The following is an 18,972-nucleotide window of genomic DNA, read 5'->3' on the forward strand; positions in this document are numbered from 1 at the left end:
CGCAGAGGTGACAGTCGCCGTCCTGCGGCCGGGCTGCCTCCAGCCTATCCGCAGGGCCATTCTGCAAATCGCGGGCCGGGTCCCGCGCTGGAAAGGCTTTGGAATGTTCAGAACCCCGGTCTCCATGCTGGTCGTCGCCGCCGCCCTTCTGCCGGCGGTGGCCATGGGCCAGGACAACCAGCAGCCGGTGCTGCTCGATCCCGTGATCCTGTCGGGCGGGCTGTCGCCGGTGGCCGAAAGCGCATATGGCCGGGCCTATACCATCCTCACCGCCGAGGATTTGCAGCAGCGCCGGGTCACCACCGTTCAGGACGCATTGCGCGCCGTGCCCGGCCTTGCCGTCACCTCGACCGGCGAGACCCTGACCAAGGTCCGCATCCGTGGCGGGGAGGCGAACCACGTGCTGGTGCTGATCGACGGGGTCGAGGCCAATTCGCCCGGCAGCGGAGACTATATCTTTAGCGGCATGCTGGCCGAGGATATCGAGCGCATCGAAGTGCTGCGCGGCCCGCAATCGACCATCTACGGCGCCAACGCCGCCTCGGGGGTGATCTCGATCACCACCCGCCATGCCTCGGCCCCCGGGTTGGGCTATGGCGGCACGGTCGAGATCGGCGGGCTGGACACCCGCACCGCCAGCGCCTTCGTGCAGGCCCAGGGTGAACGCGGCGATATCAGTCTTTCGGCGGTAGCGCGCCGCACCGACGGCGAGGATGCGTCGCGCACCCCGGGCGGGGATACCGAGTTCAACAGGCACGACACGCTTGGCCTGACTGGCTCCTACGAATTGACCGAGGCCGTGACCGCCGGTTTCACCCTGCGCCGGACCTGGCAGGAATACGGTTATGACAAGGCGGTCGACCCGGTGGATTCTCCCGACGACCATGTGATCGACACACCGCACACGGCCGACCGCAACGAAACCTATGGCTCGCTCTGGATCGAGGCCGAGGCGCTGGAGGGCAGGCTGCTGAGCCGCTTCGTCGTCTCGGGCTCCAACCAGGCCACCGACCATTTCAACGATGGAGTGCCGGAGTATGACGACGCCTCGCGGTTGCGGGATTTCAAGTTTACCGGCACCTGGGCGCTGGATGGCGGCAATGCCCGCGATGCCGCGCAAAAGCTGAATGTCGCGGTGCAGAAGAAGCGCGAAACCTATGAGAACTCCTTTGCACCGGGCGGCCGGTATGAGCGTGACACCAGATCGGTCGCGCTGGAATATCAGGGCCAGTTCAACGGCGGGATCGGCATGCAGGCCGGGCTGCGGCGCGATTTCAACGACGATTTCCGCAACGCGACCACCTGGAGCATCGCGGGCGCATGGCAATTGCCCGGCCGCGAGTTGCGGCTGCGCGCGGCGGCGGGCAAGGCCATCGTCAATCCCACCATGTTCGAGCTCTATGGCTATGCGCCGGGCAGCTATCGCGGCAACCCGGATCTGAGGCCGGAAACCAGCCGCAGTTATGAGATCGGCGCCGACTGGACCTTTGCAGCGGGACGAGCGGCGCTGGGGGCGACCCTGTTCACCAGCAAGGTCGAGGACATGATCGTCGGGGCCGGCACCACGTCGCAGAACATCGCCGGCACCAGCACGCGCAAGGGGTTCGAGGCCGATCTGGACTATGACGCGACCGATTGGCTGCGGCTGGGGGCTACCTATACCTATATGGACGCCCGCACGGAAAACGACGATCCCGTCCCGCGCCAGCCGCGCCACCAGCTTGGGCTGCACGCGACGGCCGATGTCGCGCAGGGGCGCGGCTCAGTCACGGCCGATCTGCGCTATGTCGCGGGCAATTACGACCAGGAATGGTTCAGAAGCTGGACTCCGCCCACCACCGAGCTGCCCGATTTCATGACCGTTAACCTTGCCGCGCAATACGACCTGACCGAAAACCTGCGCCTGACCGGCCGCGTCGTGAACCTGTTCGACCGCGATTATTCCGAAGCCTGGGGCTATTACGGCCAGGGCCGCACTTTCTACGCCGGCCTGGCGGCGGCATGGTAGGGCGGTTCTGCCTTGCCGCCTGCCTGCTGGCCGGCCTGATTCTGCCCGCCGCGGCCGAGCCGCCGCGCCGGGTGCTGTCGATGAACCTCTGCACCGACCAGTTGGCGATGATGCTCGCCGCGCCGGGGCAACTGGTCTCGGTCTCGTATCTGGCGCAGGACCCCACGGCCTCGGCCATGCCGCAGGCGGCCGCGCGCCTGCCCGCCAACCATGGCCTGGCCGAGGAGATCTTCCTGATGCGGCCCGATCTGGTGCTGGCCGGCGCCTGGAGCCCGCCCGAGACGATCCGGCTGTTGCAACGCCTGAACGTCCCGGTGGAAATCTTTCCGGTCGAGACCGACATCGCCGGCATCCGCGCCAATATCCGCCGCATGGGTGAGGTGTTGGGCCGGCAGGCCGCGGCCGAGGCGCTGCTGGCGCGGTTCGACGCCGATCTGGCACGGCTGGCCGATGGGTCCCCCGGTCCGCGGCCGCGCGCGGCGCTCTACGCCGCGAACGGCTATAGTTCGGGCCGGGACAGCCTGGCGGGACAGATCGTCGCCCTGGCCGGTTTCGACAATATCGCCGACGAGTTGGGCCTGCCCGCGGGCGGGGTGCTGGCGCTGGAGACGCTGCTGCTCTCGGACCCCGACCTGTTGGTCGAGGGCCGCCGCTACCCGGGCAACGCCCGCGCGCAGGAGGTGCTGGACCACCCCGCGCTCAGGGCGCTGACCCGGGGCCGACCCGCCGAGGTCATGTCCGATCCCGACTGGGTCTGCGGCACGCCCCATATCCTGCACGCCATAGCCCAGCTGCGCGACGCGCGCCTTGCCTTGCAGGCCCGGCCATGACCCGCCTGCGCTATCCGTTGCTGATCGCCGGGCTTTCGGTGCTGGTCGCGGCGCTGTTTCTGGCCTCGCTGCTGACTGGCCCGGCCGGGATCGGCGCCGGCCAGAGCCTCGCCGCGCTGTTTGGCGGCGGCGAGGAGATGCTGACCCTGGTCATGCGCGAGCTGCGCCTGCCCCGCGCCATCCTGGGCCTGATGGTCGGTGCGGCGCTGGGGATGGCGGGTGCGGTGCTGCAAGGCTTCCTGCGCAACCCGCTGGCCGAGCCGGGGCTGATCGGCACCAGCACCTCGGCGGCGCTGGGGGCGGTGCTGGCGATCCAGACCGGGCTATCGGCGGCCTTTCCGCTGGCCCTGCCGTTGGCGGCGCTGACCGGCGCGGCGCTGTCGGTGCTGCTGGTGCTGGCGCTTGCCGGGCCGCGCGGCGGCACGCTGGCGCTGATCCTGGCCGGCATCGCCATCTCCGCGCTGGCAGGGGCGGGGACCTCGCTGGTGCTGAACCTGTCGCCCAATCCCTTTGCCGCCAATGAGATCGTGTTCTGGATGATGGGCTCGCTGGCGGATCGCTCGATGCTGCATGTCTGGATCGCGGCGCCCTTCATGCTGCTGGGCTTCGCGATGCTCTGGCCCACCCGCCGCGCGCTCGAGGCGCTGACGCTGGGCGAGGATGCGGCGGCTTCCAGCGGCGTGCATCTGGGCCGGCTGCGGCTGATGCTGGTCGCGGGCATCGCCGCGCTGATCGGCGGCGCCACGGCGGTCGCCGGCACGGTGGGCTTCGTCGGGCTGGTGGTGCCGCATGTGCTGCGCCGCGCCGTCGGCGCCAGCCCGGCGCGGCTGGTCCCCGCCGCGGCGCTGGGGGGCGCGGCCACGGTGCTGGCCGCCGACATCGCGGTGCGCTGGCTGGCGCCGGGGCGCGACCTCAAGCTCGGGGTGCTGACGGCGCTGGTCGGTGCGCCCTTCTTCCTGCACCTGATCCTCAAGACCCGGCGCGAGGGGCTGTGACCATGCTGGAACTGCGCGCCCTCTCTCTGCATCGCGCCGGGCAGGCGGTTCTGGACGGCATCGACCTCCGCCTCGGCGCGGGCGATTTCGTCGGCCTGCTGGGTCCGAACGGCGCCGGCAAGACCACGCTCTTGCGCGCGGCGCTGGGGCTTTTGCCGGCGCAAGGCCATTCCTCGCTGGCCGCGCTGCCGGTGCGTGAGCGCGCCCGCGCCGCCGCCTATATGCCGCAGGGCCGCGAGATCGCCTGGCCGATGCCGGTCGAGGCGCTGGTTGGGCTTGGCCGCATCGCGCATCCGCATTCCGCAAGCCAGGCCGACCGCGCCGCCATCGAGCGCGCCATCGCGGCGCTGCATCTTGGCCCGCTGCGCCACCGCCGCGCCACTGCGCTGTCGGGGGGCGAGCAGGCCCGCACGCTGATCGCCCGCGCTCTGGCGCAGGAAACACCGCTGCTGATCGCCGATGAACCGATCGCCGGGTTGGACCCGGCGGCGCAGATCGAGGTGATGCGGCTGTTTCGCCAGCTTGCCGACCAGGGTCACGCGGTGCTGGCCTCGCTGCACGATCTGGGGTTGGCGGCGCGGCATTGCACGCGGCTGGTCATGCTGCATCGGGGCCGGATCGCTGCCGACGGCCCGCCGGAGACGGTGCTGACGGCCGAAAACCTTGCCCGCGTCTTCGGCATCACCGCCCACCTGGCGCCGGGTCCCGGCGGCATCCTGTTCCAGCCACTCGACACCATTCAGCAAGACGCCCGATGACCGGGACGCCGAGCGCCCGGCTGGTCGATGGGCCTTCGGCGCCATCGCCGAGTTCCACCATGTCGCGACCGGCCCGCCGCCGCGCCGGCTGCGGCTGGGCGATCTGTCCGGCGCCTGCGAGGCGATGAGCCCGCACCTGCGTCGCTGGCACCCAGGCGTCTCGCTCTGCCCGCCCGAAGGCCGACTTGGGACGGCGCGGCAATGTTGTCCGACACGGGCCTCGACCAGCCGCAGATGGATTTGCATCCGCATCGAAGATCCGGTGTTGATTGCGCGGCTGCGGGCGGAACATGGATGCTCGGTCCTCGATCCGGAGAGCCGCGCCCTGGCGGCGTTCCTGTCCGCTCATCCGCATCGGGTGGCGCCGTCTCTAATCGGCTACCTCGACATCCATCAGAGGATCTGCGGGTCGGATAGCTGTCTCACAGGCATCCTAATCGACTGCGGGCCGACTTCATCCTGCGCTATGACAGCACCGACATGCTGCTCTATCTCGATCCGCCCTGTTGGGGCTGCCAGGATGACGACGGCAAGGCAATGTGCAGCCGCGCCGATCTCCAGCGTATGGTCCCACGCCATTCACAGAACCTTCTCCCGCCGGATCTTGGGGTCGGGGAGGTCTGAATCCCCTCTGTCCGGAAGTAAGTCGGTCTCCCCTGCATCAGGCGCCGGGAAAGCCCAGTGAGCAGTGCGAGACAGACAGGAAGCCGATGCCCCGAATGGCGAAATAACAGTTATATTTTTGAGAGAATGGTGCCCGGAGGCGGATTCGAACCACCGACACGCGGATTTTCAATCCGCTGCTCTACCAACTGAGCTATCCGGGCGCCGGAGCGTCTTGCTTCGGACTGGCGCGTTGTTATGGCAGGGCCGTTCCGGTGTCCAGAGCCAAAAGCAAAATTTTCACTCGTCCCTGTCATTATCTGCAACCGGATCTCCGTCCGCAACCGGATCTCCGGGAATGCGGTAGTCGCCGCGCAGCCAGTGCGCCAAGTCGACATCCGCGCAGCGGCGCGAGCAGAAGGGGCGATAACGCTCGGAGGCGGGCTTGCGGCAGATCGGGCATTTCATGCGCCGTCCTCCGTCCTGGCCAGCCGCGCCAGCGGGATGCGGTCGCGCTTGCGGCTGATCTCGTAAAGTCCCATCGCCGTCCAGCCGATCAGCACCGTCTCTGCCGATTCAGCGCGGAAGGCGGCGCGCAGTACCTGTTCCAGCGTGCCGCGGTCACGCTTGGGCATGGGCGCGAAATCGACCACGATCTGGCCGCCGAGACCGCGCAGGCGCAATTGCCGCGGCAGGTCGCGGGCCAGCGCGATATTCGCCTTGAGCCCCGCCGCCGGCGAATGGTCGCTGCCGGTATTGACGTCGATGGCGACCAGCGCGCGCAGCGCCTCGATCTCGGCCCAGGCGCCGCCGCCCAGTTCCGCGCGCGAGGACAGCATTTGCAGCACCGCGGCCTCGGCTCCGCTCGCCTCGAAGGCATCGGCCCCGTCCTCGATGCTGTCCGGCGCCGGATCAGCCCAATCCTGCCAAGCCTGGTCGGCGGGCTCCGGCGCGTCGAGCAGCAGTTCGGGGGCGCCTTCGCGATCGGCCGCGACGGCTTGCGCGAGTTCCAGAAGCTGTGCGAGCTCTGTCGCGATTTCGTCGTCCCGGGCGGTGGCCGCGATGGAGCGGAAGACGATGCCGGGTGGATTTTCCAGGCCGGCCTGGGCGGTTTCGCCCAGGTGGACAAGCCCGTCGCGCAGCGCGCCGTCGCGGATCCGGCGCGAGACGTTCACGCCGGGTGCCCCGGGCGTCACGATGACATGCCGGCCGCGGAAGTTCAGCCGGGCCGAGACCGGAACCGCCTTGCCATCCTCGGTGCTGCCGCTGACCTGGACCAGCAGCGATTGGCCTTCGCGCAGGCCGGAGCGGTCGCGCAGGAAGCCCCTGGCCCCTTCGGGCAGGCGCAGGAAGACGCCGCCCTGGCCCTTGACCAACCGGTCGACCTTGGCACGGCAGATCGCGCCGGGGGCAAGCGGGGTCGCACCCGCCGGATCGACGATCAGATCCTCGAGCCGGCCGTCCTGCATCAGGGCCGCCGCATCGCGGCCGAAGATCTGCCCAAGGACGATCTGGCGTCCCTTCATGTCGCTGTTCCTTGAATTCCGATGGCGGCGAGCAGACAGGCAGTTTCGGCCAGCGGCAGCCCGACCACGCCGCTGTAGGAGCCCTGCATCCAGATCGCGAAGGCCGAGGCATGGCCCTGGATGGCATAGGCGCCCGCCTTGCCCTGCCATTCGCCGGTGGCGAGATAGGCTTCGACCTGCGCCATGGTGAGGGGACGGAAACGGATGATGGTTTCCACCAGGCGTTCGCGCAGCCGGCCGTCATGGGCCAGGGCAACCGAGGTCAGCACCCGGTGCCGGCGCCCGGAAAGCAGTTGCAGGTAGTGCCGCGCCTCGGCGGCATCCTCGGGCTTGCCGAGGATCCTGCGTCCCGCGACCACAGCCGTGTCGGCGCAGAGAATGGCGCCCTCGGCGCTGTCGGCGAGCGCCGCGGCCTTTTCGCGGGCCATGCGCCGGACATAGTCGCGCGGGCTTTCGCCGCGCCGCGGGGCTTCGTCGATTTCCGCCGGCAGAACCCTGTCGGGCACGATGCCGATCTGGGCCAGCAGCTCCAGCCGACGCGGGCTGGCCGAGCCGAGAATCAGCGTCGGGACGTCTTGTTCCGGGATGGCGGCGTGGGGCGCGGGGCGGATTCCGGTGTCCTGCGGGGCATCCGCTGTGGACAGGTCGGGCTCCGCACCGGCGGCCTTATTTGAAGCGGTAATTGATCCGCCCCTTTGTCAGGTCATAGGTGTTCATTTCCACCTGCACCTTGTCGCCGGCGAGGACGCGGATGCGGTTCTTGCGCATCTTTCCTGCCATATGCGCGATGATCTCATGGCCGTTCTCTAGCTCGACCCGGAATGTCGCGTTGGGCAGGAGTTCCTTCACGACGCCGGGAAATTCGAGCATTTCTTCCTTGGCCATGTTCTCTCCTGTGGGGTGACCCGCGTTTTGGGCGGGCGCAAGCTACATGCGTCCAGACGGGCCGTTTTTCAAGGGGAATCTGGACTTGTCCGGGCTTTCCACGACCCAGCGCCATGCCGGAGCGGGCTATTTCATGGAAAAGTTGTGCGATTGCGACAGTCGGACCTTGGTTTCGGGCCGGCGGTTCAGCCGGCCTTGACCATGGAAGGCATGGTTTCGGCCAGACGGAAGGCATCGGGGTGGTCGAGATCGGCAAGTGGCAGCCCGGTCTGCTCCGGCGGCGGCGCTCCGTCAAAGGGCGGCCCGAAGCTTTCCGGCCGCCAGGCATCCTGAGTCGGCGTGGTGGCGGCGGACTCTGCGTCCTGGCCGATATTGCGCAGGCGGATGGCGTGGAACCCGTCCTTTTCCCCCAGCCGGCCGCGGGCAAGAAGCTGGCCGTGCGCGGTCTCCACCCTGGCCTCGTCGAGCACGTTCTGGGTCAGGGGCAGCAGCGACCCGGGGGTCAGGCTGCGCAGCTGATGCAGGCTCAGCCGGCGGCGGCAGAGAATGCCCGTCAACCGGATCGGCGCCTGCTGCACCGTCTCGGCCAGCGATGCCGGGGCTGGCGGGGGGGCGAGCGGCGCGGATTGCGCGACCGGCAATTGCGGCTGGTTTCGCCCGCTCGAGGGCGGCGCGTCGGTGCGCGGGGCGATCTCGGCCGGCAGGGCGATCAGCAGCCTGCCGTCGCGCTGCCCGCTGCCGCCCATGCGGAAATGAAAGCTCAGATGCGTCATCTCGCCATCTTCCAGCATCAACGACAGCGGGCGCGGATCGTCCATATAGGTGACGTAGCGAAAGGCCCCGAAATCGGGGCAGCCGTCGCGTGCCGCGCATTCCCGGCCCAGTTCCGCCAGCAGTGCGTTCACGAAATCGGCCGAGATCGCGGCATCGGTTCGCGTCGGCTTGCGCGGCGGCGCAGGGCGCGAGGTCACGCGGCCGATCGCCTGCATCTCGATCAGCGCGGCCAGCAGGTCGGGGCAGAGCGCGACCACGCCGAGCGCATCGCGTCGGCCCCCGACCACCGCGAGCAGGGCGCGCTCGGGCAGGAGTTCGGGCAGTTCGGCCAGCGTCATGCCCATCCGCTCCAGCCTTTCGACAAAGACCGGCAGACGTAATTGCTTTTCGGCGGCGCGAGCCAGGGCGGTGGCGGCGGCGCGCTCCAGCCGGAATTCGTCGGTCTGCTGCGTGGGCGGTCCTGCCGCCGCGCGGGTCCGGTCGCGCTCGGCGATCCAGCGGCGCAGCACTTGGCCGGGCGGCGGGGCGGGGGGGCCGCCCCGGTCCGCCGTGCCCTGTCCCGGGTCGCCAGATTGTTGCCTTGCCGCGCTTTCCATACCCGACCGAATCGATACTGTCTTTGGCGCAAGATGGCATGGACTGGTTGCGAAAAGGTTTAACCCGTCGCATTCGCGGTATTTTCCGCCCGGCGTGGCGGGCGCGGCGGCAGGGCGATCCTGAAGCAAGCACCGCCCCGGCCCGGCAGATAGCTGATCGACCCGCCCAGGAAGCCCATGATCTCCTTGCAGATCGCCAGCCCCAGCCCGGCACCGCCGGCGCGCGCGGGATCGTCCAGCCGGGCGAATTTCTCGAAGATCAGCGCCCGGTTTTCCGGACCGATGCCCGAGCCGTTGTCGTGAATGTCGATCTCGGTCCAACCCTGCGGATTGCGGCGGGTGTCGATGCGGATCGCCGGCTCGTCGGCATCGCAATATTTCCGCGCATTCGAGATGACGTTGATGAGCACCTGCAACAGCCGGTCGGGGTCGGTGATCATCGGCAGATGCTCGGCGACGGGGTTGCGGCGGATGGCGAAATCGCGCCCCGCGGCGCTTGCCCCGGCCGCGGCCAGCGCGCGCTCGATCAGGTCGTGCAGGTTGAAGACGCCGGGTTTCAGCTGCGCCCGGCCGGATTCCAGCACCGAGATGTCCAGCAGGTCGTCCAGCAACCGGGTCATGCGCCCGGCCTCGTCCTGGATGATGCCGGCGAAGCGGGCGCGGTCCTCGGCGGGCAGGTCCGGCTCCATCAGGATCTCGGAAAAGGCGCGGATCGAGGTCATGGGCGTGCGTAGCTCATGGCTGATCTGGCCGAGAAAGGCGTCCTTCTGCGCCGAAAGCAGGGTCAGTTTCTCGTTGCTTTCCCGCAACATGGCGGCGGTTCTTGCCAATTCGGCCGAGGTCAGCTCCAGCCGGCGATTGTCCTCGCGCGCGCGGCTGGCCTCGCCCGCGACTTCCATCAGGTCGGCCACGGTGACGCTGCCGCGCCCGCCGACCCGCGCCATCAGCGCCGAGGCCGTCGCCGCGCCCACCGTGCCGGCCAGATGGCGCTCGAACCCGGCGAGAAAGCGGGGAGTCAGGTCCGGAAGATAGCCGGATTTTCCCTGTTCCTCCGCGGCCTTGCGGAACACTTCCAGCGCATGTTCATTGCCCCAGATCCGCCCGGCGAGCGTCAGAAGCGCCTCGGCCTGCACCGCCGGGGCGGTTTCGCTGGCGGCGGCATCGGGGGCGATGGCATGGACGAAGGACAGCGCCTGCAACCGCTCGGTCGGGTCGGGGAAATCCAAGAGCGAGATCAGCACCAGAAGCAGCAGGTTCACCGCCAGCGCCAGCAGCACCGCGCCGGCGAAGGCGTCGATTCCCGCCGGAAAGGCCGGCGGCGCGGCCAGCCCCAGCGAGGGAAGGAAGACCGCCCGGCCCCAGATCAGCGCCCCCGCGACGATGCCGGCGATGGCGCCGCGCCGGGTCGCGCCGCGCCAGATCAGCCCCGCGACCATGGCCGGCAGCACCTGCGCCATGCCGGAAAAGGCGACCGTGCCCATGGCGGCCAGCGCCGTGGTGCCGCCGGTCGTACGGTGATAGAGCCAGCCCGCGCCGATCACCGAGACGATGGCCAGCCGCCGCGCGTTCAGCATCAATGCGCCCAGATCGTCGCGGGCTTGCGCCGGCTCGGACAGCGCGGTCTGGCGCAGCCACAGCCACAGGGGCACCAGCCAATGGTTCGCCATCATCGTCGACAATGCGATGGCGCTGACCACCACCATCGACATGGCCGAGGAAAAGCCGCCCAGGAACACCAGCGCCGCCAGCGTGTCGCGGCCCTGCGACAGTGGCAGGGCCAGCACGTAGAGGTCGGGATTCGAGCCCTTGGGCAGCAGGTCCGCGCCGACCACGGCGATGGGCAGCACCAGAAAGGACATGGCGGCGAGATAGGCGGGAAAGGCCCAGCCGGCCTGGCGCAGGCGATCCTCGTCATTGGCCTCGACCACCAGGACGTGGAACATGCGCGGCAGCACCATGATCGCCGCGCCCGAGAGCAGGATCAGCGTGAACCAGCGGTCCGGCCGGATCAGCCAGCCCTCGCCCCCGGCCGAGACGGCCATGCGGTCGATGCGCGCCAGCACGTCGGCCGGCCCGTCGGCGATGCCCCACAGCACATAGGCGCCGACCGCCAGAAAGGCGGCAAGCTTGACCACCGCCTCGACGGCGATGGCGATGACCACGCCGTGATGGCGTTCGTTCGCAGCCAGGTTGCGGGTGCCGAACAGGATGGCGAAGGCGGCCAGCCCGACCGCCACCCACAGCGCGATATTGCCGGGCAGCGGATGGCCGCTGGTGGCGAATGCCGAAAGCGCCATCGAGACAGATTGCAGTTGCAGCGCGATATAGGGGGTCGAGGCCAGCACGCCGATCAGCGTCACCAGCGCCGCGAGTCCCGCGGATTTGCCGAAGCGGCTGGAGATCAGGTCGGCGATCGAGGTCACGCGATGCAGCCGCGCGACCCGGACCAGGCGCCTGAGGCCCCACCAGGCGCCGGCAAAGACGATGCCGGGGCCAAGATAGATGGTCAGGAACTCCAGTCCCGAGCGGGTGGCGTAGCCGACGGCGCCATAGAAGGTCCAGGCCGAGCAATAGACCGACAGCGACAGGGTATAGATCACCGGCCGGTCCATCCAGCGCCAGCGGCCGGCGGCGGCGGCGCGGTCGGCGGCATGGGCCAGCAGGAACATCAGCGCGACATAGATCACCGAGGCGGCGCCCAGGGTTTCAGGCGTCATCCTCGTCCTCCGCCTTTCCGCGCCCGATCAGGCGGTGCAGCGCGGCGGTCACGGCGATGGTCAGCGCCCAGCTTGCCGCCAGCCAGACCGCGCCGCGCGCGTAGCTGAAATATTGCGGCAGCCATAGCGGCGGCAGCACCGCCAGCATCGCGAACACCACCGGCAGGACGCGGAGGGCGTCGCCCAGCCGGCGCTTGCGATAGGCGTCGCGGCCAAGGAACAGCCGGCGCATGCGCGACCTCAGCCCGCGTCCAGAAGCTCGCGCACCACGGCGCGCAGATCGGCATTGGCAAAGGGCTTGGCAAGCGTCCGGTCGGCGCCCTCGGGCAGGTTCGCCATGCCGCGCGCGCTGAGCAGCAGCACCGGCAGCGCCTGCAATTCGGGATCGGCGCGCAGATCGGCCAGCACCTCGGCGCCGCTGCGGCCGGGCAGCATCACGTCCAGGATCACCAGCCGCGGCGCCAGCGCGCGGATGCGCTGAAGGGCGTCGCTGCCCTCGGGCCATTGCTCGCATTGCCAGCCCTCGCGCGACAGGATGAAGCGGACCGCCTCGGCGATGCTGGGTTCGTCCTCGATCAGCAGCACATCGACACTTGCGGTCACGGGCGGCACTCCTGGGGCTTTGCGGCGATCATGGCGGCGGGCGCGGGCGTTGTCAAAATCGGGTTGCCTCCGGCTCAGACCGGTCCCAGGATCGAGGGCTCGTGCCGGGCGGGGCAGGTGGGGCGCGGACAGATGCGGCAGGCCGGCCCGACCGCCAGCGGGGGTCGGGTGTCGCGGCTCATGGCGGGGCGGATCAGCATCTGCGCGCGGCTGAGCGCCGGGCCGTCAAAGCCCATGGGCAGCAGCCGCTCGGCCACGGCCCAGGCGGCGAAGCGGTTGCCGTTCGTGGTCTCGATCAGCCGCGCCACCGGCAGTTGCGGCTGGGCCAGCGCCTCGAACAGCGGCCAGAGCGCGCAGCCCTCGCCCGGGCGCGGCAGCTCGAACCCCGGGGCGGCGTGGCGGAACAGCGTGGCGCCAGAGCCGTCGCAGACGACCAGCCCGGCCTGCGTCCAGGGGCCGGGGCGCAGCATGCCCAGCCGGCGCAGCACCAGGTCCAGCGGCCGGCCCAGCCGCGCGGCGATCAGCGCCGGATCGTCGGCGGCCTCGCCCGCCTCGTCCACTGCCGCCGCCAGCGCCGCGTCGGGCAGGGCGGCGCGGTCGCGGGCCTGTGTCGCCAGCAGGTCCTGCGCCATGACTCGTGCCGCGTCCGAGACCAGTTCCGCCGCCTCGGCCGGCTCGGGCTGGCCTGCGGCGATCCAGGCCTCGACCTCCTCCCGCGGCGACATTGGCACCGCCTCGTCCTCGAAACTGTCCAGATAGGCCACCAGCGACTGCGCGGTGCGCGACAGGCGCTGGCTGTCGCTGTCGAGATTGGCGTGGAAGCGGTCGCGCCATTCCGGCTCGATCTCGGGCGTCTCGGCCAGGATCGAGGCGGTCGAGCGCAGCGCGGTGACCGCCGATTGCACCTCGTGCAGCGTCGCCAGCAGATAGGGATCGCGGGTCATGCGGTCCGACAGCGCAATCAGCCGCCGCTCCATCGCGTCGGCGCGGCGCGTGGCCCCGGCCAGCGCCGAGGCCCAGCCGGGAAAACGCGCGGCGAATTCGGCGATCTGGTCCAGCTCGACCGGGGCGCCGGGCTGGTCGGCAGCGCGCGCCGCCGCCTCGCGCAGTGCGCCGACCAGCGCCTCCTCGCGGTCCGAGGCCAGTTCGGTCGCGTCGATCTCCAGCGCCTCGGCCAGCCGCGTCAGCAATTCCTCGCCGACCGGGCGGCGGTTGTGCTCGATGAGGTTCAGATAGGCGGCCGAGATCGCGGCCCGGCGCGCCACCTCGGTCTGGCGCCGGCCGAGCGACAGGCGGCGCTCGCGGATGCGGGTGCCGATCAGGGGGCGCGCGACCGGATGGCGGTGGGAGGAACGTGGCATCGGCTCAGATCCCGTCGCGGGTCTCCTCCAGATGGCGGATCGCCTTGACGACCAGATCGGCGAAGCTTTGCGCCGACAGCTTGTCCTTGAGCGTCTGGCTGACGTTCGAGACGGTCTTGTAGCTGATATTCGCCCGCTCGGCGATCTCGCGATAGCTCAGCCCCTCGGCGATGGCGCGCAGGATGTCCAGTTCGCGCGGGGTCAGGCGCGGGCGGGGCGGCGTGGCGCCGGGCCGCTCCAGCAGGGCGATGCGGCGCGCCAGATCGGCCGGGACGTAATCGCCGCCGCCCGCTACCTCGCGCAGCGCCGCGCAGATCTCGTCCGAGGGGGAATCCTTCATGATGATGCCGTTGCAGCCGGCCTGAAGCGCACGCCGGGCGATGATCGGGCTGCGATGCATGGTGAAGACCAGGATCGGCTGGGTCGCACCGGCGGCGCGCAGCCGCTCGATCAGCCGCACCCCGGCCAGCTTGGCCTCGCCCATGGTCAGGTCGACGACGATCACGTCCGGCGCCTGCCGCCGCCAGGCCCGCCAGCCCTGCGAGGGCGCGGCCGCGGCGATCACCTCGCAATCCAGCCGGCCTCGGGTGATCCATTCCCAGCCCTCGGCGACGACCGGGTGGTCATCGACGATCAGCACGCGCAGCGGCGGGGCGGCGGTATCGGCAGGGGCGGGGGCGGTCATGGCGCGGCTCCTTGTTCGGCCGGGCAGGGCAGGTGGCATTCGGTGAGGGTCCAGCCGCCTTCGCGCCGGGGCGGCAGGTAGCTCCCGCCAAGCGCGCTGGCACGGTCGCGCATGCCGGTCTGGCCCAGTCCCGCGCGGCCGGCGGCTGCGGGGCCATCGCCGTCGTCGCTGACCCGCGCGGCGATGCCCCCGGCCTCGCGCGCAAGTTGGACCCGGATCGTGCCGGGCGCGGCATGGCGCAGCGCGTTCAGCACGCTTTCCCGCACGAAGCGGTAAAGCGCGATCCGCCCGGCCTCGCCCGGCTCGGGCAGGTCCGCCGGGCCATCCAGCGCGATGTCGATCCCCGGTTCGATCTCGGCAAATTCGATCAGCAGCTCTTGCAGCATCTCGGCAAGGCTCGCGCCCTCGGTCGGGGCCAGGCGCAGGTCGTCGATGGCGGCGCGGGCACTTTGCCGGATCGCCTGCGCATGGCGCGAGACGGCGGAAAGCGCCTCGGCCAGAGCCGGGTCGCGGGCAGTCCCGGCGGCGCGGCCGGCTTGCCCCACGGCCGCTTGCAGCGCGAAAAGCTGCGGGCCGATGCCGTCATGCAGGTCGCTGGCGATACGGGCGCGCTCGGCCTCGGCCAGGGTCAGCATCCGGCCTTGCAGGCGGCGGTTCTCGGCCCGTTCCCCGGCCAGATGCGCGGCCAGCGCATTGACGCCATCGGTCAGCGTCGCCAGTTCCGCCAGCCCGGTCTGCGGCGCGCGCTGGTCCAGGTCGCCCGCCCGCATCCGGTCGAGCGCCGCGCCCAGCAGGCCCAGCCGCCGCAGCACCAGCCCGGTGATCGCCATGGTGACGCCGATCGCCGCCAGGGCCATGGCGGCCAGCAGCGGCAGGATCAGCCGGAAATTCTCCCAGGCCTCGGCGATCTCGTCCCGCGGATCGGTGCGGATCTCCAGCACGCCCAGCACATTGGGATACTGCGCGACGGGGATCATTTCGCGCAGCGGCTCGGGGCGGATCAGCGCGGCGAACCATTCCGGCACCCGTTCGGGCGGCAGGAGCGGCGGCAACGCCAGCGCCAGCGGCTGGCCCCGGGCATCGCGCAACTCGGCCGACAGGTGGCGCTGCGCCTCGATCTCGGCGGCGATGCGGGCGGCCTCTGCCATTATGTCGCGCCGCTCAAAGGCGGTGGGCAGGTGCAGGGTGGCGAAGGCATTGGCCAGGCGAAAAGCCGAGCCGGTTTCGTCGCGGACCGAGCCGCGAGCGTTCAGGATCAGCACCGAGGCGACGATGGCGACCATGGCGAGCCAGGCCAGCGCCGAGCCGCCAAGCGCCAGAAGCCGCAGCGAGACGCCGTGCGACGCCGCGCGCCGGGCCGGCACGTTCTTAGCCGCAGCCGTGATATGGCTGGTCGCCTCCATGCTCCTCCCCACCGCTTGCCGGCGGCCCCCTGCAGAAAGACTAGGACGCGGATCGGGGCGGGGCAAGCGGGCTGCACGCGACAAAAGAGGCAGCCCGCCCCCGATTCACGCGCCGGCGCGGGCGGGCTCGGACACGTCGGGCCGGCCGAGCGCGCGGCGCACCAGCACGAAGAACAGCGGCACGAACAGCACGCCCAGCACCGTGGCCGAGACCGTGCCGCCGAGCACCGTGGCGCCGATGGTGTTGCGGCCGTTGGCGCCGGCACCGGTGGACAGCACCAGCGGCAGCACGCCCAGCGAGAAGGCGACCGAGGTCATGATGATCGGCCGGAACCGCTGCCGCGCCGCCTCGACCACCGCCTCGTAGAGCGGCTTGCCCTGCTCGGCCTGCTCGCGGGCGAATTCGACGATCAGGATGGCGTTCTTGCCGGTGAGGCCGATCACCGTCAGCAGGCCGACCTGGAAGAACACGCCATTGTCGAAGCCGCCCAGCCAGGCCCCGACCAGCGCACCCAAGACGCCGATGGGCATGGCCAGCATCACCGCGAAGGGGATCGACCAGCTCTCGTAAAGCGCCGCCAGGCACAGGAACACCACCGCCAGCGACAGGCCGTAAAGCAGCATGGTCTGGTTGCCGGCCTGCTGCTCCTCGAGCGACAGGCCGGTCCAGGCCACGTCGAAGCCGGCCGGAAGCTGCGCGGCCAGTTCCTCGATTGCCGCCATGGCCTGGCCGCTGGAGACGCCCGGCGCCGGGCTGCCCTGGATCTGCATGGCGGGCACGCCGTTGTAGCGGTCCAGGCCCTGCGGCCCGTAGCTCCAGCGTCCCTCGGCGAAGTTCGAGAAGGGCACCAGCCCGCCCGAATTGTTTCGCACCCGCCATTTGTCGATATCGGTCGGCACGGCGCGGGATTCGGATTCGCCCTGCACATAGACGCGCTTGATCCGGCCGCGGTCGATGAAGTCGTTCACGTAGCGCCCCGCCCAGGCGACCGAAAGCAGGCTGCCCACATCGGTCGCCGAAACCCCCATCGCGCCCGCCTTGCGCCAGTCCACGTCGAGATTGTATTGCGCCGCGTCCTCCAGCCCGTTCGGCCGCGCCGAGGCGATGCGGCCGTCCTGACCGGACATGCCGAGCAACTGGTTGCGCGCGTCCAGCAATTGCTCATGCGCCTGGCCGGCGCGGGCTTGCAGGTAGAAGTCGAAGCCCGAGACGTTGCCCAGCTCGATCACCGAGGGCGGCACGATGGGAAAGACCATGGCGTCGCGAATGCCCATCAGCGCCGGGAAGGCGCGCCCGGCGATGGCCTGCACCGACTGTTCGGGCAGCGGCCGATCGTCCCAGTCCCTGAGCCGCAGGAAGGCGATGCCCATGTTCTGCCCCGAGCCGGCAAAGCTGAAGCCGGAGACGCCGAAGAAGGACTCGACGTTCTCGGATTCGTTTGCCGCGAAATATTGCTGGATCTGGTCGATCACCGTATCGGTGCGCTCGGATGTGGCGCCGGTCGGGCCCTGGACCAGGACGAACATGATGCCCTGGTCCTCGTCGGGCAGAAAGCCGGTAGGGGTGCGCAGGAACAGGAAGACCATGGCCGCGCCGATGCACAGATAGATCAGCATCATCCGCAGCGGCCGGCGGATCAGCCAGTTCACCGAACCGCCATAGCCCTGCATGGTGCGGTCGAAGCCGCGGTTGAACAGGCCGAAGAAGCCGCGCGTCTTGTGGCCGTGCTCGTTCTTCAGCAGGGTGGCGCAAAGCGCCGGCGTCAGCGTCAACGCCACCAGCACCGACAGACCCATGGCCGAGGCGATGGTGATGGCGAACTGCTTGTAGATCACCCCGGTCGAGCCGCCGAAAAAGGCCATGGGCACGAAGACCGCCGACAGCACCAGCGCGATGCCGATCAGCGCTCCGGTGATCTGGCCCATGGACTTGCGCGTCGCCTCGCGCGGCTCCAGCCCTTCCTCCTCCATGATGCGCTCGACGTTCTCGACCACGACGATGGCGTCGTCGACCAGCAGGCCGATGGCCAGCACCATGGCCAGCATGGTCAGCGTGTTGATGGTGAAGCCAAGCGCCGCCAGCACGCCGAAGGTGCCAAGCAGCACCACCGGCACCGCCAGCGTCGGGATCAGCGTCGCCCGCCAGTTCTGCAAGAACAGCAGCATGACGAAGAACACCAGCACGATGGCCTCGATCAGCGTCTTGACCACCTCCTCGATGGAGATCAGCACGAAGGGCGTGGTGTCGAAGGGGATCACGTAATCCATGCCCTCGGGGAAGAAGCGGGCGAATTCCTCCATCCGCGCCTTGACCCGTTCCGCCGTGTCCAGCGCGTTCGCCCCCGAGGCGAGGCTGATCGCCATGCCCGAGGCCGGCTGGCCGTTGTAACGGGCATTGGTCATGTAGTCCTCGGCGCCGATCTCGACCCGGGCCACGTCCTTGAGCAGGATCAGCCCGCCGTCCGGTTCGGCGCGCAGCACGATCTGCTCGAAATCCTCGGGTGTGGACAGCAACGATTGCGCGGTGATGGTGGCGTTCAGCATCTGCCCCTGCGGCGCGGGCTGGCTGCCGAAGGAGCCGGCAGAGATCTGCGCGTTCTCGGAGGAGACCGCCGCCACCACGTCCGAGGGCGTCAGCTCGTAGGCGGCGAGCTTCGAGGGATCGAGCCAGATCCGCATGGCATATTGCGCGCCGAAGACCTGCACCGACCCCACGCCTTCGACCCGCGATAGGTCGTTCACGAGGTTCGAGATCAGGTAGTCCGCCAGGTCCACCTGCTCATAGCGGTCGTCCGACGAGGTCAGGCCGATGACCATCAGGAAGCCCGAGGCGGATTTCTCGACGGTGATGCCTTGGCGCTGCACCGGTTCGGGCAGAAGCGCGGTGGCCTGGGCCAGCTTGTTCTGCACCTGCACCTGGGCGATGTCGGGATCGGTGCCGGTCTCGAAGGTCAGCGTCGTGGTCGAGGTCCCGGCCGAGGTCGAGCTGGACGAGAAATAGCGCAGCCCGTCCAGCCCGGTCATCTGCTGTTCGATGATCTGGGTGACGGTGTTGGCCACCGTATCGGCCGAGGCGCCGGGATAGGTGGCGCGGATCGTGACCGAAGGGGGCGCGATCTGCGGATATTGCGCCACTGGCAGGGACACGATCGACAGGAGCCCGAGCCCCATGATGAGGATCGAGATCACCCAGGCAAAGACCGGACGGTCGATGAAAAAGCGGGCCAT

At 69.8% G+C, this 18,972-nt stretch carries 17 protein-coding genes and 1 tRNA gene; 4 read left to right on the forward strand and 14 right to left on the reverse strand.

Annotation, left to right across the window (positions count from 1 at the left end; all coding sequences use genetic code 11):
* The first annotated feature begins 103 nt into the window (after nucleotides 1-103).
* From AQY21_RS24415 to AQY21_RS24430, 4 genes are read left to right on the forward strand one after another with little or no spacing between them, the layout of a single operon-like run.
* Nucleotides 104-2,008 carry a TonB-dependent siderophore receptor gene (locus AQY21_RS24415; RefSeq protein WP_058100187.1) on the forward strand — a complete coding sequence of 635 codons (1,905 nt, stop codon included), beginning with the start codon at nucleotides 104-106 and terminating at the stop codon, nucleotides 2,006-2,008.
* Nucleotides 2,002-2,838 carry an ABC transporter substrate-binding protein gene (locus tag AQY21_RS24420; RefSeq protein WP_058100188.1) on the forward strand — a complete coding sequence of 279 codons (837 nt, stop codon included), beginning with the start codon at nucleotides 2,002-2,004 and terminating at the stop codon, nucleotides 2,836-2,838. The genes AQY21_RS24415 and AQY21_RS24420 overlap by 7 nt, the downstream gene beginning before the upstream one ends.
* Complete coding sequence (locus AQY21_RS24425) at nucleotides 2,835-3,833, forward strand: iron ABC transporter permease (RefSeq protein ID WP_058100189.1); 999 nt, start codon at nucleotides 2,835-2,837, stop codon at nucleotides 3,831-3,833. The genes AQY21_RS24420 and AQY21_RS24425 overlap by 4 nt, the downstream gene beginning before the upstream one ends.
* A 2-nt stretch (nucleotides 3,834-3,835) precedes the next feature.
* Nucleotides 3,836-4,591, forward strand: a complete 756-nt coding sequence (locus AQY21_RS24430) for an ABC transporter ATP-binding protein (protein ID WP_152988336.1) — start codon at nucleotides 3,836-3,838, stop codon at nucleotides 4,589-4,591.
* Nucleotides 4,592-4,984: 393 nt separating this feature from the next.
* Here AQY21_RS24430 and AQY21_RS24435 read toward each other — a convergent pair whose 3' ends face one another.
* The 14 genes from AQY21_RS24435 to AQY21_RS24500 form a co-directional block, all read right to left on the reverse strand.
* Nucleotides 4,985-5,170 (reverse strand): hypothetical protein, encoded by a 186-nt coding sequence (locus AQY21_RS24435; protein WP_058100191.1) that lies wholly within the window; start codon nucleotides 5,168-5,170, stop codon nucleotides 4,985-4,987.
* A 172-nt stretch (nucleotides 5,171-5,342) separates the two neighbouring features.
* A tRNA-Phe gene (locus AQY21_RS24440) sits at nucleotides 5,343-5,418 on the reverse strand.
* A 76-nt stretch (nucleotides 5,419-5,494) separates the two neighbouring features.
* Entirely contained in the window at nucleotides 5,495-5,662 is a 168-nt protein-coding gene (locus tag AQY21_RS24445) for a DNA gyrase inhibitor YacG (protein WP_058100192.1), read from the reverse strand.
* Nucleotides 5,659-6,720, reverse strand: a complete 1,062-nt coding sequence (locus AQY21_RS24450) for a ribonuclease E/G (protein ID WP_058100193.1) — start codon at nucleotides 6,718-6,720, stop codon at nucleotides 5,659-5,661. Before AQY21_RS24450 ends, AQY21_RS24445 begins: the two co-directional genes overlap by 4 nt.
* Entirely contained in the window at nucleotides 6,717-7,331 is a 615-nt protein-coding gene (locus AQY21_RS24455; RefSeq protein ID WP_082658254.1) for a Maf family protein, read from the reverse strand. The genes AQY21_RS24450 and AQY21_RS24455 overlap by 4 nt, the downstream gene beginning before the upstream one ends.
* A gap of 55 nt (nucleotides 7,332-7,386) precedes the next feature.
* Nucleotides 7,387-7,605 carry a translation initiation factor IF-1 gene (gene infA / locus AQY21_RS24460; protein ID WP_010397442.1) on the reverse strand — a complete coding sequence of 73 codons (219 nt, stop codon included), beginning with the start codon at nucleotides 7,603-7,605 and terminating at the stop codon, nucleotides 7,387-7,389.
* 185 nt (nucleotides 7,606-7,790) lie between these two features.
* Nucleotides 7,791-8,888, reverse strand: coding sequence for a FliM/FliN family flagellar motor C-terminal domain-containing protein (locus AQY21_RS24465; RefSeq protein WP_238986894.1), 1,098 nt, complete (start codon nucleotides 8,886-8,888; stop codon nucleotides 7,791-7,793).
* Nucleotides 8,889-9,034: 146 nt separating this feature from the next.
* Complete coding sequence (locus AQY21_RS24470) at nucleotides 9,035-11,692, reverse strand: ATP-binding protein (RefSeq protein WP_058100196.1); 2,658 nt, start codon at nucleotides 11,690-11,692, stop codon at nucleotides 9,035-9,037.
* Entirely contained in the window at nucleotides 11,682-11,924 is a 243-nt protein-coding gene (locus AQY21_RS24475; protein WP_058100197.1) for a hypothetical protein, read from the reverse strand. Before AQY21_RS24475 ends, AQY21_RS24470 begins: the two co-directional genes overlap by 11 nt.
* A gap of 8 nt (nucleotides 11,925-11,932) precedes the next feature.
* The gene (locus tag AQY21_RS24480; protein WP_058100198.1) at nucleotides 11,933-12,295 is read right to left on the reverse strand and encodes a response regulator transcription factor; all 363 of its coding nucleotides are present in this window, start codon (nucleotides 12,293-12,295) and stop codon (nucleotides 11,933-11,935) included.
* A gap of 74 nt (nucleotides 12,296-12,369) precedes the next feature.
* On the reverse strand, nucleotides 12,370-13,656 hold the full coding sequence (locus AQY21_RS24485) for a helix-turn-helix transcriptional regulator (RefSeq protein WP_058100199.1): 1,287 nt from the start codon (nucleotides 13,654-13,656) through the stop codon (nucleotides 12,370-12,372).
* 4 nt (nucleotides 13,657-13,660) lie between these two features.
* On the reverse strand, nucleotides 13,661-14,341 hold the full coding sequence (locus AQY21_RS24490; protein ID WP_058100200.1) for a response regulator transcription factor: 681 nt from the start codon (nucleotides 14,339-14,341) through the stop codon (nucleotides 13,661-13,663).
* The gene (locus AQY21_RS24495; RefSeq protein WP_058100201.1) at nucleotides 14,338-15,744 is read right to left on the reverse strand and encodes a LapD/MoxY N-terminal periplasmic domain-containing protein; all 1,407 of its coding nucleotides are present in this window, start codon (nucleotides 15,742-15,744) and stop codon (nucleotides 14,338-14,340) included. The genes AQY21_RS24490 and AQY21_RS24495 overlap by 4 nt, the downstream gene beginning before the upstream one ends.
* A gap of 105 nt (nucleotides 15,745-15,849) precedes the next feature.
* A complete protein-coding gene (locus tag AQY21_RS24500) occupies nucleotides 15,850-18,972 on the reverse strand; it encodes an efflux RND transporter permease subunit (protein ID WP_058100202.1) in 3,123 nt (1,040 codons plus the stop codon).

This window comes from Paracoccus sp. MKU1 (genome assembly GCF_001447385.1).
Classification (GTDB): domain Bacteria; phylum Pseudomonadota; class Alphaproteobacteria; order Rhodobacterales; family Rhodobacteraceae; genus Paracoccus.